At 70.0% G+C, this 15,403-nt stretch carries 12 protein-coding genes and 2 pseudogenes; 9 read left to right on the forward strand and 5 right to left on the reverse strand.

Annotated features, from left to right (window positions below; all coding sequences use genetic code 11):
• Positions 1 to 53 precede the first annotated feature (53 nt).
• From ACS5PV_RS01990 to ACS5PV_RS02015, 6 genes are all read left to right on the forward strand, one after another.
• Positions 54 to 1,145 (forward strand): UV damage endonuclease UvsE, encoded by a 1,092-nt coding sequence (locus tag ACS5PV_RS01990; RefSeq protein WP_455393694.1) that lies wholly within the window; start codon positions 54 to 56, stop codon positions 1,143 to 1,145.
• A 41-nt stretch (positions 1,146 to 1,186) separates the two neighbouring features.
• Positions 1,187 to 1,735 (forward strand): RBBP9/YdeN family alpha/beta hydrolase, encoded by a 549-nt coding sequence (locus ACS5PV_RS01995; RefSeq protein ID WP_455393695.1) that lies wholly within the window; start codon positions 1,187 to 1,189, stop codon positions 1,733 to 1,735.
• Between the two features lie 8 nt (positions 1,736 to 1,743).
• A complete protein-coding gene (locus tag ACS5PV_RS02000; protein WP_455393696.1) occupies positions 1,744 to 2,694 on the forward strand; it encodes a methyltransferase domain-containing protein in 951 nt (316 codons plus the stop codon).
• Positions 2,695 to 2,750: 56 nt separating this feature from the next.
• On the forward strand, positions 2,751 to 3,215 hold the full coding sequence (locus ACS5PV_RS02005; protein WP_455393697.1) for a nuclear transport factor 2 family protein: 465 nt from the start codon (positions 2,751 to 2,753) through the stop codon (positions 3,213 to 3,215).
• A gap of 705 nt (positions 3,216 to 3,920) precedes the next feature.
• Positions 3,921 to 4,322 carry a transposase gene (locus tag ACS5PV_RS02010; protein ID WP_455393698.1) on the forward strand — a complete coding sequence of 134 codons (402 nt, stop codon included), beginning with the start codon at positions 3,921 to 3,923 and terminating at the stop codon, positions 4,320 to 4,322.
• 240 nt (positions 4,323 to 4,562) lie between these two features.
• Positions 4,563 to 6,014: a sensor histidine kinase gene (locus ACS5PV_RS02015; RefSeq protein ID WP_455393699.1), complete on the forward strand. Its 1,452-nt coding sequence runs from the start codon at positions 4,563 to 4,565 to the stop codon at positions 6,012 to 6,014.
• A gap of 13 nt (positions 6,015 to 6,027) precedes the next feature.
• Here the strand turns inward: ACS5PV_RS02015 and ACS5PV_RS02020 are convergent, their stop codons facing one another.
• From ACS5PV_RS02020 to ACS5PV_RS02030, 3 genes and pseudogenes are all read right to left on the reverse strand, one after another.
• Positions 6,028 to 9,213 carry a multidrug efflux RND transporter permease subunit gene (locus ACS5PV_RS02020; RefSeq protein ID WP_455393700.1) on the reverse strand — a complete coding sequence of 1,062 codons (3,186 nt, stop codon included), beginning with the start codon at positions 9,211 to 9,213 and terminating at the stop codon, positions 6,028 to 6,030.
• 1 nt (position 9,214) lies between these two features.
• Complete coding sequence (locus tag ACS5PV_RS02025) at positions 9,215 to 10,420, reverse strand: efflux RND transporter periplasmic adaptor subunit (RefSeq protein ID WP_455393701.1); 1,206 nt, start codon at positions 10,418 to 10,420, stop codon at positions 9,215 to 9,217.
• 203 nt (positions 10,421 to 10,623) lie between these two features.
• Positions 10,624 to 10,749 (reverse strand): annotated as a pseudogene (locus ACS5PV_RS02030) (CoA ester lyase); the annotation flags it as partial.
• A 295-nt stretch (positions 10,750 to 11,044) separates the two neighbouring features.
• On the opposite strand from ACS5PV_RS02030, the gene ACS5PV_RS02035 reads away from it, so the two are divergent.
• The 3 genes and pseudogenes from ACS5PV_RS02035 to ACS5PV_RS02045 all read left to right on the forward strand — a co-directional run bounded on the left by ACS5PV_RS02035 (position 11,045) and on the right by ACS5PV_RS02045 (position 13,716).
• The gene (locus ACS5PV_RS02035) at positions 11,045 to 11,659 is read left to right on the forward strand and encodes a glutathione S-transferase family protein (protein ID WP_455393702.1); all 615 of its coding nucleotides are present in this window, start codon (positions 11,045 to 11,047) and stop codon (positions 11,657 to 11,659) included.
• 37 nt (positions 11,660 to 11,696) lie between these two features.
• Positions 11,697 to 12,665, forward strand: a pseudogene (locus tag ACS5PV_RS02040) (pyridoxamine 5'-phosphate oxidase family protein); the annotation flags it as partial.
• 337 nt (positions 12,666 to 13,002) lie between these two features.
• The gene (locus ACS5PV_RS02045) at positions 13,003 to 13,716 is read left to right on the forward strand and encodes a hypothetical protein (RefSeq protein WP_455393703.1); all 714 of its coding nucleotides are present in this window, start codon (positions 13,003 to 13,005) and stop codon (positions 13,714 to 13,716) included.
• Positions 13,717 to 13,877: 161 nt separating this feature from the next.
• On the opposite strand, the gene ACS5PV_RS02050 is transcribed toward ACS5PV_RS02045, so the two are convergent.
• Together ACS5PV_RS02050 and ACS5PV_RS02055 are read right to left on the reverse strand one after the other, a co-directional pair.
• Positions 13,878 to 14,390 (reverse strand): NUDIX hydrolase, encoded by a 513-nt coding sequence (locus ACS5PV_RS02050; protein WP_455393704.1) that lies wholly within the window; start codon positions 14,388 to 14,390, stop codon positions 13,878 to 13,880.
• A gap of 8 nt (positions 14,391 to 14,398) precedes the next feature.
• Positions 14,399 to 15,403 (reverse strand): anion permease, encoded by a 1,005-nt coding sequence (locus ACS5PV_RS02055; RefSeq protein WP_455393705.1) that lies wholly within the window; start codon positions 15,401 to 15,403, stop codon positions 14,399 to 14,401.

Here is a 15,403-nt window from a genome sequence, read left to right on the forward strand (position 1 = left end):
ACTTCCCATCCGTATCGCGTGGACCCGCGGCGGCGCACGCCGCGTTGTCCGCCATGACCTCCGCCGCTTCCTCCCCCCGCCTCGGCTTCTGCTGCAAGTTCATCCCGGACGAGCCGCCCGGCCGGCACAAGACCCTGAAGGCGGCGAAGGACGCCGCCATGGTGATGAACGTCACCACGGTGACGATCGCGCATCTGCGCAAGCTCGATCCGGCGGCGGCGCGGGCGAAGCTGGTCGCGGTGGTGACGCACAATCTCGCGGCGATGGGGCGCCAAGTCGCCTGGGTGGCGGCCCGGCCGCCGCTGGAGCGGTTGCTTCGCCTCGCGAGCTCGATCCTCCCGGGCTACACCCACCCCGAGGTGCGCGACCTCTACGCCGATCCGGAGTTCCGCCGCACGATCGAGGCGGGGCTCGCGGCGGTGGGCGAGGCGGCGCGGGCGGGCGGCGTGCGGCTCAGCATGCATCCGGGCCCGTTCTGCATCCTGGCGAGCCGCAACCCGGCGGCGCTCGACAACGGCATCGCCGAGCTCGACTACCACGCCGAGGTGATGGCGATGATGGGCTATGGCGGCGGCTGGCACCCGCACGGCGCCCACGTCAACATCCATGTCGGCGCCCGCGACCCAGGCGTCGAGGCGTTCCGCGAGAACCTGGACCGCGTCAGCCAAGTGGCCCGCGACCTCGTCACGGTCGAGAACGACGAATCGGCCTTCGGCCTCGACGAGGTCCTGCGCCTCGCCGACCGGGTGCCGGTGGTGCTCGACCTGCACCACCACTGGATCCACAGCCGCGGCGACTACATCGAACCGGACGACCCACGGATCGCCCGGGTGATCGAGTCCTGGCGCGGGGTGCGGCCGGTCGGGCATGTCAGCGTCTCGCGCGAGGACGTGCTGCCCGGCCACGCCGCCGACGCCCTGCCGGACTTCGCCGCGCTCACCGGGGCGGGCCTCAACGGCCGCGACCTCGCCGCCCATTCCGACATGATGTGGAACCGCGCGCTCAACGACCTCGTCGCCCGCCACCTCGCCTGGTGCGATATCGAGGTCGAGGCCAAGTTGAAGAACCTCGCCTCGACCGGCCTGGCGCTGCATGTCGGCCCCGGGCTGCTCGGTGTCGCCCCGGCGGCGGTCGCCGCCGAGTAAGGGGTCTCGACGCCCCCGCCTCCCGGCTGTAACGGTGCGGCATGAAATCGGCCGATTGCGACATCCTCGTCGTCCCGGGCTACACCAATTCCGGGCCCGACCACTGGCAGAGCCGCTGGCAGGAGCGGCTCTCGACCGCCCGCCGGGTGACTCAGGAGAGCTGGGACCAGCCCGAGCCCGAGGCCTGGCGAGACGCGGTGATCGCTGCGGTACAGGCGGCGGCCCGGCCGGTGGTGCTGGTCGGCCACAGCCTCGGCGTGATCTCCTGCGTGCAGGCGGCGCCCTATCTGCCCCCGGGCCGCGTCGCCGGCGCCTTCCTGGTGGCACTGCCGGACGTCGAGCGGCCCGACACGCCGGCGGTCCTACGCACCTTCGCGCCGATTCCGCGCGATCCCCTGCCCTTCCGGTCGGTCCTGGTGGCGAGCCGCACCGACCCCTACACGGCCTACGACCGGGCCGCGGACTTCGCCGCCGCCTGGGGGGCGGAGCTGGTCGATGCCGGCGAGTCCGGGCACCTGAATGCCGAGAGCGGGCATGGGCCCTGGCCGGAGGGGCTGATGCGCTTCGCCGGCTTCCTGCGCGGTCTCTAGGGCACGTCGTGGTATCCTATCTCGACATGGTCGAGCCGGCGACGGCGGCGACCTTCCGCGAGGCCGACTACCTCGCCGCCAACCCGGACCTCCACCTCGCTGTGCGCGAGGGCCGGCTCGCCAGCGGGCGGGCGCATTTCGAGCGTCACGGCCTGCGTCAGGGCCGGCGCCAGAGCCGCCTGCCGGAGGGGCTGGAGGCGATGCGGGCCCAGAAGCTCGCGCGGCTGGCGCCGCTGATGCGGGACGACCTGCCCCACCGCCGCCTCGGGGAGAAGTACGATTATCTAAGCGAGGAGTTGCGCGCCCTCTCGGGCGCCGAGGACAGCCCGAACGTCTCGCAGAACGCCTATGACGGCCACGTCCAGGAGCTGATCGCGGCGCATCCCGACGGCCTGGTCCTCGATTGCGGCGCCGGGCGGCGCGACCGCTACTACGCCAACGTCGTCAATCTCGAGATCGCCGATTACGACACCACCGACGTGCTCGGCATCGGCGAGGTGCTGCCGTTTCGCGACAACAGCTTCGACGGGGTGATCTCGATCGCGGTGCTGGAACACGTGCGCGATCCCTTCGCCTGCGCCCGCGAGATCGCCCGGGTGCTCAAGCCCGGCGGTCGGCTGGTCTGCGCGGTGCCGTTCCTGCAGCCGCTGCACGGCTACCCGCACCACTACTACAACATGACGGGCGAGGGCCTGCGCAACCTGTTCGCCGACAAGCTCGCGGTCGATCACCAGTACGTCCCGGCCTCGCTTCTGCCGATCTGGAGCCTGACCTGGATCATCCAGTCCTGGGCCGCCGGCCTGCCGCCGGACGTGCGCAAGCGCTTCCTGTCGCGCCGCCTCTCGGACTTCACCGCCGACCCTCTCTCGCTCCTCCAGGAGCCCTACGTGACGCAGCTCGGCGACCAGAAGAACATGGAGCTGGCGAGCGGCACCTACCTGTTCGCGCACAAGGAATAGCGGGCGCATCGGGGGCGCCCCTCTGCCCTCCCCGTAAATCCCCGAGGAGACCGCCGATGTCCCGCCCGCCGCTGCCGCCCTTCGACGAGGAAAGCGCCGTCCGGAAGGTCCGCCTCGCCGAGGACGGCTGGAACGGCCGCGACCCGGCCAAGGTGGCTCTCGCCTACACCACCGACACGCGCTGGAGGAACCGCGTCGAATTCCTCAGCGGCCGCCAGGAGGTCGAGGCGTTCCTGACCCGCAAGTGGAACCGTGAGCTCGACTACCGCCTCATCAAGGAACTCTGGGCCTTCGCCGGCAACCGCATCGCGGTGCGCTACGCCTACGAGTACCACGACGACAGCGGCCAGTGGTTCCGCGCCTACGGCAACGAGAACTGGGAGTTCGCCGAGGACGGGCTGATGCGGGTGCGCCATTCCAGCATCAATGAGCAGCCGATCGCGGAAGCCGACCGCCGCTTCCACTGGCCGCTGGGCCGCCGGCCGGACGACCATCCCGGGCTCAGCCACTTCGGCTTCTGACCGCGGCGCCGGGACGGTCCCGGCGCCGTCGCGCCTTCCGCGGCGATCGGGTGGCGGTCCGAAGCAATCGGCCGGGTGCGCGCAAGTGCCACCGTCTCCACCTGCGCACCCGCATGCGCCGCGCATCGTTCTCGCGATGTCGACCGGGCGCGCTCCGCCTCGCCCGGACGGGATATTCGCGGTTCGGCCATGCAGCGGCGGTCGAACCTGCGGTGTTGTTAGTGCATCACCCACCCGGTGCCATCTGACCTGGGGCCTGACCCAAGGACTAACAGACGGTATAGCTTCATCCGCTTGCCACAACGCAGCGACAGTCGGTCCCAATAACATCTCATTTATTGACGATGATTTCGGCCGTTGGCCGGCTTCGGATTAATATTTGTATTTCATGGGCGTGGTGTCGGCTGGTGATCCAGCGTCATCGGCGGCGGAGCAACGATGGGATGCGCTTCCCAGGACGGCGATTCCGGTCACGCTATGCTTCTTTCGATCACCGATTGATTGATAAGTAGTTACATACTGAAACATCTAATCTAAAAAGCAATATGCCGAAGATTCTACCCGCTCGTATGTTCGAACACAAACGATCCCCGCCTGTTCCCATGTTGCATCAAGTCAACAAAACTCAACCAACGGTGAGTGGCCCGATTGAAGTGACAGGTTACCCTTGGTAATATGCTCCTCGGCGGAATCGCGAATGAGGGGATGTTCATGCTGACGGAGGCGCAGTGGGCGGTACTCGTGCCCTTGCTCGAGGGCTGCAGGCCTCGCGGCAAGACGCAGCCTCACGACCTCAAGCGGACCATCGACGCGATACTCTGGCGCCACTGGCACGACACCAACTGGCGCGCCGTGCCGGCGCATTACGGCCCGTGGTGGATGGCGGCCCAGACCTTCATCCGCTGGTCGCGCCTCGGCGTCTGGGGGCAGCTGCTCACCCGCCTCGAGCACTACTTCGAGGAGACCGGACTGCCGGTCCCGGGCATCGACCACGACGAGTTCGCCTATGGCGGCGCCCGCAAGAAGGAATTGCAGGACAGCGAGCTGCAGGTGCGCCAGATCGCCAACATGCTGCTGAGCCTCCAGAAGCGGGCGGCGGTGGCCTGACGCCGCCGCCTCGGGGGTTCCGCCGAGGGCGTGTCCCGTGAGACGGGTCCCTTCTCGGGACGGGCTCTCCTCACGCAGCAACGGGGACCGGACGCTCGAGGCCCGAAGATCGTTGGCAAGGCGGCCGAGGAGCGGACATGCTGTCCGCCAGGGCCCGCGAGCCCGACCCGAGGGCCATGCCGTCATGATCGTATCCATCCTGGTGAGGCCGTGACGACCTGGCCGTCGGGAGACGGCGAGATGGCCCGGCGCATCCGGGACCACGACTGGTCGGCGACACCGCTCGGGCCGAACGAGGCCTGGGCCCCGCCGCTGCGCGCCGCCATCGACCTCATCCTGCCTGCGGCCACGCCGATCGGCCTCTACTGGGGTCCCGACCTCGCTCTGGTCTTCAACGACGCGTGGCGCCGCCTCGTCGGAACGAAGCATGCCGTCGCCCTCGGCCGCCCGGCCCGCGAGGTGTTTCCGGAGATCTGGGGCGAGATCGGGCCGATGCTCGCAGGCGTGCTGGCCGGCAGGGGCGCCGCCCAGGTCGCGGACCGGCGCCTGCCGCTCGACCGCGCCGGCCGGATCGAGGATGCCTGGTTCAGCTTCAGCTTCGACCCAGTCCTGCTCGGCGACGGATCTGTCGGCGGCGTCCTCAACATCGCCACCGAGACCACCGGGCGAATCCTCGCCGACCGGCGGCGCGAGGAGGCCGAGCGAGCCCTGCGCGACAGCGAGGAGCGCCTGCGGCTGACGGTCGAGCTCGTCCCGGCCATGCTGTGGTGGTGCGACGCGCACGGGCGCGACATCGCCATCAACCACCGCTGGCGGTCCTATACCGGCCAGGACCGTGCCGAGGTCCAGGACGACGGCTGGCTCGACGCGATCCATCCCGACGACGCCGCGGCGACGCAGGCGGCCTTCGCCCACGCCTTCGCGACCGGCGACCCGGTCGAGCGCCAGCAGCGCATCCGCCGCACCGACGGCGCCCATCGCTGGCACCTTGTGCGGCAGGTGCCGATCCGCGGCCCTGACGGGGCGGTCACCCAGTGGTTCGGCGCCGCGATCGATATTCAGGACCTGCACGAATTGCAGGAGCGCCAGCAGGCGCTCGTCGCCGAGCTCCAGCACCGGACCCGCAACCTCCTCGGCGTGATCCGCGCGCTGGCCGACAAGATCGCGGCGCGCTCGACCGACCTCGCCGATTTCAACGACCGCTTCGGCGACCGGCTGGCGGCGCTTGCCCGCGTCCAGGATCTGCTGTCGCGCCTCGCGGAGGGGGAGCGCGTCACCTTCGACGCGCTCCTGGGCATCGAGCTCGCCGCCCTGAACGGCCAGACCGGCCGGGTGGCGCTCGAGGGGCCGGTCGGCGTCGCCCTGCGTTCCTCGACGGTGCAGACCTTCGCGCTCGCCCTGCACGAGCTCGCCACCAACGCGATCAAGTACGGGGCGTTCTCGCAAGCCGGCGGGCGGCTCGACATCCGCTGGCGCGTCGAGCGCCGGCCCGAGCCCTGGCTCCACGTCGACTGGCGCGAGCGCCACGTCGCGATGCCGGCCGCCCCGCGGGAGAACGGGTCCGGCCGGGAGCTGATCGAGCGGGTGCTGCCCTATCAGCTCGGCGCCGAGACCACCTACGCGCTGGAGGCGGACGGCGTCCACTGCACCATGGCGCTGCCGGTCTCGACGCGACAAGCCCCGGGCGGTTGAGGGAGCAAGGCCCCTACTCCGCCGCCTCGCGCAGGCGCGGCGGTGCCTCGTCCTGCGTCGCCTCCTCCTCGTCCCGCGGCCCGTGCGAGCCGCCGGACAGGTAGGTCGCGAGCTTGTCGAGGTAGATGTAGATCACCGGGGTGGTGAACAGCGTCAGCACCTGGCTCACCGCGAGGCCGCCGACCATGGCGTAGCCGAGCGGCTGGCGGATCTCCGAGCCGGTGCCGGTGCCGAACATCAGCGGGATGCCGCCGAGCAGGGCCGCCATCGTGGTCATCAGGATCGGGCGGAAGCGCAACAAGGCGGCACGCCGGATCGCCTCCTCGGGTCCGATGCCCTCGTGGCGCTCGGCGACGATCGCGAAGTCGACCAGCATGATGCCGTTCTTCTTCACGATGCCGATCAGCAGGATGATGCCGATGAGCGCGATCAGGCTGAAATCGTAGCCGAACCACAACAGCATCGCGAGCGCGCCGACGCCGGCCGAGGGCAGGGTCGAGAGGATCGTCAGCGGGTGGATGTAGCTCTCGTAGAGGATGCCGAGGATCAGGTAGACCACCACGAGCGCGGCGAGGATCAGCAGCGGCACCGTCGAGAGCGATTGCTGGAACGCCTGCGCGGTGCCCTGGAAGCCGGTCGAGAGCGTCGCCGGCACGCCGAGCTCCTTGGCGGCGGCGTCGATCGCGTTCGTCGCCTGGCCGAGCGCGACGTTCGGCGCGAGGTTGAAGCTAATCGTCACCGAGGGGAACTGGCCCTGGTGGCTGATCGAGAGCGGGCGCACCGGCTCGGTGGTCCAGGTGGCGAAGGCGGCGAGCGGCACCTGCCCGCCGGTCGAGGGCGACTTCACGTAGATGTTGCGCAAGCTGTCCGGGTTGCCCTGGAGCGCCGGCAGGATCTCCATCACCACGTGATAGCTGTTGAGCTGGGTGAAGTACTGCGCCACCTGACGCTGGCCGATCGCGTCGTAGAGCGTGTCGTCGATCAGCTGCGGCGTGATGCCGAAGCGCGAGGCGGCGTCGCGGTTGATCGCCAGGGTCAGCGTCGTGCCGCTGGTCTGCTGGTCGGTGGCGACGTCGCGCAGCTCCGGCAGGGTCTTCAGCTTTTCGAGGAGCCTCGGCGACCAGGCGTTCAGCTCGTCGAGGTTCGGGTCCTGGAGCGTGTACTCGAACTGGGTGCGCGAGGAGCGGCCGCCGGTCCGCACGTCCTGCGCGGCCTGGAGGAAGACCTTGACGCCCTCGAGCTGCGCCAGCTTCGGCCGCAGGCGGTCGATGATCTGGAAGGCGTTGGCCTTGCGCTCGTCCCGGGGCTTCAGCGTGATGAACATCCGGCCCGAGTTGAGCGCCTGGCCGCTGCCGCCGATCGACATCGCGACGCTCGCGACATCGGGGTCGGCCTGGATCACCGCGCCGACGGCGCGCTGGCGGTCCTCCATGGCGGAGAACGAGATGTCCTGCCCGCCTTCCGTGATGCCCTGGATCAGGCCGGTATCCTGCTGCGGGAAGAAGCCCTTCGGGATCACGACGAACAGGTAGCCGGTGAGCGCCACCGTGCCGAGGAAGGTCAGGAAGGTGACGACGTGGTGGCGGAGCGCCACGTCGAGGGCGGATTCGTAAGCCGACAGCAGGCTATCGAAGACGCGCTCGCTCCAGCGGTAGAGGCGTCCGTGATGCTCGTCCTTGTGCTCCTTGAGGAAGCGCGAGGCCATCATCGGGGTCAGCGACAGCGACACGAAGGCCGAGACGCCGATCGTCATCGACAGCACCACCGCGAACTCGCGGAAGAGCCGGCCGATGATGCCGCCCATGAGCAGCAGCGGGATCAGCACCGCGATCAGCGAGACCGAGATCGACACGATGGTGAAGCCGATCTCGCCGGCGCCCTTGAGCGCGGCCTCCATCGGCTTCATTCCCTCCTCGACGTAGCGGGCGATATTTTCCAGCACCACGATCGCGTCGTCGACGACGAAGCCGACCGCGATGGTGAGCGCCATCAGCGACAGGTTGTCGAGGGTGTAGCCGGCCAGCCACATCAGCGCGCAGGCGCCGAGCAGGGCCAGCGGCACCGTCACGCTCGGGATGATCGTCGCCCAGATCGACCGCAGGAAGACGAAGATCACCGCGACGACGAGTGCGATGGTGATGAGAAGCGTGAACTGCACGTCCTCGACCGAGGCGCGGATGGTCTGGGTGCGGTCGCTCAGCGTCTCGACCTTCACGCCCGCGGGCAGCGAGGCGGTGATGCGCGGCAGCTCGGCCTTGATCCGGTCGACCGTCTCGATGACGTTGGCGCCGGGCTGCTTGAAGATCACCAGGAACACGCCGCGCTTGCCGTTGGCCCAGGCCGCCTGCTTGGTGTCCTCTGGCCCGGCCACGGCGTGGCCGATGTCGCGCACCCGCAACGGCGCCCCGTTGCGGTAGGCGATGATGACGTCGTTCCAGTCCTTCGAGGCGGTCAGCTGGTCGTTGGCGTAGACCGTGTAGCTGCGGGTCGTGCCGTCGAAGTTGCCCTTCGGGTTGTTGACCGTGGTGAGCGAGAGCTGGGTGCGGACATCCTCCAGCGACAGGTCCTTGGCGACGAGCTTCGCCGGGTCGATCTGCACCCGCACCGACGGCTTCTGCTGGCCGCCGATCAGCACCTGGCCGACGCCCGAGACCTGGCTGATGCGCTGCGCGAGCTGCACGTCGGCGGCGTCGTCGACCTCGATCAACGGCAGGGTGTCGGAGGTGGCGGAGAGCAGCAGGATCGGCGAGTCGGCCGGATTCACCTTGCGGTAGGTCGGCGGGCTCGGCAGGCTCTTCGGCAACTGGCCGCCGGCGGCGTTGATCGCCGCCTGGAGGTCGTTCGCCGCCCCATCGATGTTGCGGCCGAGGTCGAACTGTACGGTGATCGACGAGATGCCGAGTGCGCTCGTCGAGGTCATCTGGCTGACGCCCGGAATCTGGGCGAACTGGCGCTCCAGCGGCTGGGCCACCGAGGACGCCATCGTCTCGGGGCTGCCGCCGGGCAGCTGCGCCGTCACCTGGATCGTCGGGAAGTCGACCTGCGGCAGCGGCGCCACGCCGAGCAGCGGGTAGGCGACGATGCCGATGAACAGGATCCCCGCCATGATGAGCGAGGTCGCGACGGGAAAGCGGATGAAGTAGCCGGAGATGCCGGTGCGCACGGCCTTCTCCTGCTCCGGCCCGGATCCGAACTGCATGTCAGCGTGCCTCGCTCGCGGCCAGGGCGGCGTTGTCCGCTTGACGCGCTTCCTGGGTTGCCGGCTTCGCTTCGGCGACGAGCGCCCCCTCGACTACCCGCGACTGGCCGCGCCAGATCACGGTCTGGCCGGGGGTCAGCCCCTTCGTCACCTGGGTGCGGCCGTCGGTGGAGCGGCCGACGCTGATCGGCTGCATGTGGGCTCGTCTCTGGTCGTCGACCACGAAGGCGTAGAGCCCCTTCGGCCCGTGCTGCACCGCGTCGTCCGGCACCGTGACGGCGTCGGGAATCGTGCCGGTGCGCATCTTCGTCGAGACCGACAGGCCCGGCCACAGGGCGTGGTCCTTGTTGGCGAAGGACGCCTTCAGCCGCACCGTGCCGGTGGCGGTGTCGACCTGGTTGTTGACGAGGTCGAGACGGCCCTCCGACAGCTTCGTTGTCGCGTCGGTGCTCCAGGCCTCGACCGGGACCGAGCCGGCGGCGAGCGCCTTCGTCACCTCGCGCAGCTGCTCCTCGGGCGCGGTGTAGACGACGAAGATCGGCTCGACCTGGGTGATGGTCACGATCGCGGTCTGTTGCGCGGCGTTGACGATGTTGCCGACGTCGATCTGGCGAAAGCCGGTGACACCGTCGATCGGCGCCTGGATCGTCGCGTAGGAGAGCTGCGTCGCCGCGTTGTCGATCGCCGCCTGGTCGGAGGCGACCTGGGCGGTGAGCTGGCTCACCTGCGCGCTCTGAGTGTCGGTCTGCTGGCGCGAGGCGTAGTCGCCGAGCTTTGTGTAGCGATCGAGATCGGCCTTGGCGTTCTTGAGGTTGGCTTCGTCCTGGGTCTTCTTGGCTTTCGCCTGGTCGAGGGCGGCCTGATACTGGCGCGGGTCGACCTGGGCGAGCAGGTCACCCTTCTTGACCACCTGGCCCTCGCGAAAGCCGATCTTCAGGATCTCGCCGTCGACCCGGCTGCGCACCTGCACGGTGTTGTAGGCCTGGACCGTGCCGAGGCTACCGAGCACCACGCCGAACGGCCCCTGCTCGACCTGCGCGAAGGTCACCGGCACCGCGGCCGGGGCCCGTGCGGCGGGCTTCGCGTTCTCGGCATGCTGCCGGCTCTGCCACGCATAGGCGCCGCCCGCCCCCGCCAGGACCGCGAGGGCCAGCAGCCATCCACCGCGCCGGCGCTTTGCTGGGCCAGCGCCCTGTTCTGATCTCATCGGTCGCGTGCTTCCACAAGTCCCGAACCGGTCCTAAGGTCAATGTCCGAACCACCGAGGCGGTTGCACGGACCGGCATCCTGCAGACGTATGGCATCGGACTGTTTCTGCCGTATGCGAGGACCGTGCGTCGTTTCTGCGCGGCTTTCCGGCTCCCCGGTGGCGATGCATTGCACCGCTGCCGGCGCGCCGCTCCCGTTAGGTCAAGTTCGCGCCATGGCGTCGGCCTTGCCGATCAGCGCCTCGGCCATGCAGATCGACGCGATGTCGATCAGCCGCCCGTCGAGGGAGACGGCGCCGCGGCCGGCCTTCACCGCCGCCTCGATCGCCGATGGTGCCGCCTCGCTGAGACGTCGGCCGGCACGCCGATTTTCGGGATCAGGACCCTGTCGAGGCGCCGCTAGGCCTCCAACGAGGCCGAGGTCACCGACCCCTTTGAGGCAAAAGCCGCCGGGACGCGTCGAGGACGGTACGGCTTCGTGGCGATCGGCGCGGCCGCGCGATTATTCCTCTCCCTGCAACGATGAAGTGCGATCAGCGCGCATTCTCCGCGTCGCCCGATCGGATCATGGTGTCCTCGCGGATCGGGACGGACCCGGTCCGGCTCTTCGGGGACGCACGGCCATGAAGCTCTACCACCATCCCCTCTCCGGCCACGCCCACCGGGCGCGCCTGTTTCTCTCGCTCCTCGGCGTGCCGCACGAGGCCGTGGAGGTCGACCTGAAGGCGGGGGCGCACAAGGTGCCGGACTTCCTCGCCCTGAACCCGTTCGGGCAGGTGCCGGTGCTCGACGACGACGGCGTCGTCGTCCCGGATTCGAACGCGATCCTGGTCTACCTCGCCCGGAAGCTCGGGCGGACCGACTGGCTGCCGGAGGATCCGGCGGGAGCGGCCGCCGTCCAGCGCTGGCTGTCGGTCGCGGCGGGCGAGGTCGCGTACGGTCCGGCCGCCGCCCGGCTCGTCACGGTGTTCGGCGCCGCGTTCGACCCGCATGAGGTGATCGGCCGGGCGCATACCCTGCTGCGGCGCCTCGATTCCCACCTTGCCGGCCGCGACTGGCTGGTGGGCGAGCGCCCGACCATCGCGGACGTCGCGCTCTACAGCTACCTGGCGCGGGCGCCGGAAGGCAATGTCGACCTATCGGGCTACCCGCAGGTCGGTTCGTACCTGCGCCGGATCGAGGGCTTGCCGGGCTTCCTGCCCTTCGCGCGCACGCCCGCCGGTCTCGCCGCCGCGTGAGCGCACCAGCGAGGACCATGGATCGGAGGACGACATCATGAGCGATGATGGGGCGATGCCGGTCTGGCATCCGGGCGAACGGGCGATGCAGGAGCAGGTCGGCGTCGCCGGCCGCATGGAGGAGGTCGGCCGGCGCGTGGTGCGGGATTTCATGCCCGAGCAGCACCGCGCGTTCTTCGCCCAGCTCCCCTTCGTCGTCGTCGGCAGCGTCGACGGCAGGGGCGACGCCTGGGCGACGATTCTGTCCGGGGCGCCGGGCTTCCTCGCCTCGCCGGATCCCTGAACCCTCACCCTGGCGGCGCAGCCCGACCCCGGCGATCCGGCGGGCGCGGGCCTGCGCGCGGGCGAGGCCGTCGGGCTCCTCGGCATCGAGTTGCAGACTCGCCGCCGCAATCGGCTCAACGGCCTGATCCGCGCCGCGACCGACGATGGTCTGCGCATCGCGGTCGATCAGAGCTTCGGCAACTGCCCGCGATACATCCAGCTGCGGGAGCCGAGACTCGTCCGTGACCCGCGCATGCCCGTCGCGGGCGAGGTCGAGGAGCGCGACGGGCTCGACGCGGAGGCCCGCGCGATGGTCGCCGCCGCCGACACCTTCTTCGTCGCCTCATACGCCGCGCGCGACGAGACCGGCGAGGCTCGCCGCCAGGTCGACGTCTCGCATCGCGGCGGCAGGGCCGGCTTCGTGCGCGTCGCCGCCGACGGCACGCTCACGATCCCCGACTTCGCCGGCAACCTCTTCTTCGCCACGCTCGGCAACATCCTGACGACCGGCAGGGCCGGCCTCGTCTTCGCCGATTTCGCGACCGGTGACCTGCTGCAGCTATCCGGCGAGGCCGAGGTGGTGCTGTCCGCGCCCGAGATCGACGCCTTCCGGGGGGCCGAGCGGTTCTGGACCGTCCGGCCGCGCCGGGTCGTGCGCCGGCGTGCGGCTCTGCCGCTGCGCTGGACCATGCCGGCGGAGGGTTGGTCGCCCCATTCCCTGATGACCGGCGACTGGCGCGAGGTCGATGCGCATACCCAGGGACGATGAAAGGACTAGCCGGGCCTTTCTCCCCTTCGATCGGCGCCAGCGATCAGACAGAATCTCGGATATCTCCGTGTTTGCCGTCGCGATGACGGTCTTTCCGAAGTTCGCGAAACGAAGACGCAGGCCGCCATGAGCGGCGATAATCGTCCGAACGACGACCTCGGCGACCGGCTGCCTGCCGCCAGCAGGCACCGCCGGCAACGCCGCCGGCATGGGTCACTACCCTGGGATATTGGCTTGCGGATCGGGCGATCACGCCCGGCAGATCATGCACGAGTGCAACGGCACTCCGCCGAAGTTCAGCCGCGGCCACATGACCCGCCGCGAGGGTCCCGCCCGCCGGCGATCCGCCGCCGACCGCGACCGCCACCCGATTGCTCCCGGTCCCGCACCAGGCCGCCCTCGCGGCGAATTTCGTGCCCGATTCCGTGCTCGACGCCTACCGCGCGCGGCCGGGCGCATCTCCGGCTATCTGTGGATCGGCTCGGACGACAAGCCGAACCTCGCCGGAGGGGTGGTGCCCTCGACAGTCAGGACGGGCGCGCGCCTGACGCTGACGAAGAACATCGTCCTGCGCCAGGGCAAGCCGAGCGGCGACTCCACGCAGGCGCCGAGCCTCGGCGTGCTGCGGGCCGGCTCCGTCGTCACCGCGACCGGCGATCCGATCGCCTACGACCGGACGCTCGGCACGCAGTACTGGCTGCCCGTCGACGCCGATCCGCCGCTGCCGACGATCTCGATCCAGTACGCGGCGGCGCCGGGCAAGCCCGACGCGATCGCCGCGGCGCTGAGGACCCTCGGCTATCAGGTGCCCGACATCGAGCAGGCCGACGTCAACAAGGGCCTGAACGAGGTGCGCTGGTTCAACAAGCAGGACAAGGCCGCCGCCGACAAGCTCGCGGAGCGGCTCACGCAGATCCTGAAGGCGCAAGGGCTGCCGACGGCCGTCGCGAGCGTCGATCTCTCGCGATCGCGCTATCGGGTGCCGGTGGGCAACGTCGAGGTCTGGCTGGATCTGCCGGGCTAGAGCGCTTCACGATCGCGCTGCAATCGCGCTCCCGATCTTTGATTTTGCAGAATTTCCTTCGACGAAACGGAGGCCGGTTCGTCGCAGGAGACGCGGCACGATCAAGCCCCGGCGGCAATGTCCGGTCGCGACGGGATCGGACACTGCCCTGGGAGCGCGCCTCAAGCCCCCGGTGGACCGCCATCCGCCATGGCCAGCAGACGCGCGAGGTCGTGGATCAGGGCCGCCAGCTCCGGCTCCTGGACGAGCGCCGCCGCCGCCTCGCCGCTGACCCATTGCAGGTCGCGCTGCCCCTTCTCGCGCCACTCGTCCAGGGTCCCGGTGACGGCGAGCAGGTAGACCGCCACCCGGCACGGCACCACGCCGCCATCCGGCAGCCGCTTGTCGTAGGTGTAGTGCCCGGCCGGTTCCTTGCCGATCCGCCCGACGACGCCCGCCTCCTCCCGCGCCTCAATGGCGGCGGCGCGGTGGGGCTTGCGGCCCTTCATCGGCCAGCCCTTCGGGGCGATCCAGCGCCGGCTCTCCCGCGAGGTCACCAGCAGCACCTCGACGACGCCATCCGCATCGCGGCGAACCGGCAGGGCCGCGACCTGCCGCAGGAGCTTCTCGCGTCCGCGCGTCGGCTTCCTGCTCGCCTTCTTCGGTGTGGATCTGGCCTTGCGGGGCTTCGGCACGGACGTGCTCAGGCAACCAGCGACGTGAGGGCGTAGGCGCCCGCGCCGATCAGGGCCGCCGCCGGCAGGGTCAGGACCCAGGCCACCACGATGTCGCTCGCCACGCCCCAGCGCACGGCGGAGGTGCGCCGCGCCGCCCCCACCCCGACGATCGCCCCGGTGATGGTGTGGGTGGTCGAGACCGGCACCCCGAGCCAGGTCGCCCCGAACAGGGTGAGCGCTCCGCCGGTCTCGGCGCAGAACCCCTGCATCGGCGTGAGCCGGGTGATGCGCGAGCCCATCGTGTGGACGATGCGCCAGCCGCCGAGCAGCGTGCCGGCGGCCATCGCCGCCTGGCACGACAGCACCACCCAGAGCGGGACGTAAAAGTCGGATCCGAGATGGCCCTGGCTGAACAGCAGCACCGCGATGATGCCCATCGTCTTCTGGGCGTCGTTTCCGCCGTGGCCGAGGGAGTAGAGCGAGGCGGAGACGAATTGCAGCATCCGGAAGCGCCGGTCGACCGCGAACGGCGTCGAGCGCACGCAGAGCCAGGAGACGATCAGGACGAGGAGCAGCGCCAGGGCGAAGCCCAGAAGCGGCGAGAGCACGATGGCGGCGGCGGTCTTGCCGAGCCCACCCCACACCACCGCCTGCCAGCCGGCCTTGGCGAGCCCGGCCCCGACGAGGCCGCCGACGAGCGCGTGCGAGCTGCTCGACGGGATGCCTAGCACCCAGGTGAGCACGTTCCACGCGATGGCGCCGGCGAGCGCCCCGAAGATCACCCGGGCATCGACCAGGCTCGCCTCGACGATGCCGGTGCCGAGCGTCTGGGCGACGTGCAGGCCGAAGAACAGGAAGGCGATGAAGTTGAAGAACGCGGCCCACACCACCGCGTATTGCGGCCGCAGCACCCGCGTCGAGACGATGGTGGCGATCGAGTTGGCGGCGTCGTGCAGGCCGTTGAGGAAGTCGAACAGCAGCGCGACGGCGATCAGCCCGGCGAGCAGCGGCAGCGAGAGGGCAGCCTCCAC

This window comes from Methylobacterium sp. Gmos1, assembly GCF_053764715.1.

Bases quoted from the DNA above. Each gene is read 5' to 3' on its own strand.
- ACS5PV_RS02005 (WP_455393697.1), top strand. From the start codon at position 2,751: ATGTCCCGCCCGCCGCTGCCGCCCTTCGACGAGGAAAGCGCCGTCCGG.
- ACS5PV_RS02035 (WP_455393702.1), top strand. From the start codon at position 11,045: ATGAAGCTCTACCACCATCCCCTCTCCGGCCACGCCCACCGGGCGCGC.
- ACS5PV_RS01995 (WP_455393695.1), top strand. From the start codon at position 1,187: ATGAAATCGGCCGATTGCGACATCCTCGTCGTCCCGGGCTACACCAAT.
- ACS5PV_RS02010 (WP_455393698.1), top strand. From the start codon at position 3,921: ATGTTCATGCTGACGGAGGCGCAGTGGGCGGTACTCGTGCCCTTGCTC.
- ACS5PV_RS02045 (WP_455393703.1), top strand. From the start codon at position 13,003: ATGACCCGCCGCGAGGGTCCCGCCCGCCGGCGATCCGCCGCCGACCGC.
- ACS5PV_RS02020 (WP_455393700.1), bottom strand. From the start codon at position 9,213: ATGCAGTTCGGATCCGGGCCGGAGCAGGAGAAGGCCGTGCGCACCGGC.
- ACS5PV_RS02025 (WP_455393701.1), bottom strand. From the start codon at position 10,420: ATGAGATCAGAACAGGGCGCTGGCCCAGCAAAGCGCCGGCGCGGTGGA.
- ACS5PV_RS01990 (WP_455393694.1), top strand. From the start codon at position 54: ATGACCTCCGCCGCTTCCTCCCCCCGCCTCGGCTTCTGCTGCAAGTTC.
- ACS5PV_RS02015 (WP_455393699.1), top strand. From the start codon at position 4,563: ATGGCCCGGCGCATCCGGGACCACGACTGGTCGGCGACACCGCTCGGG.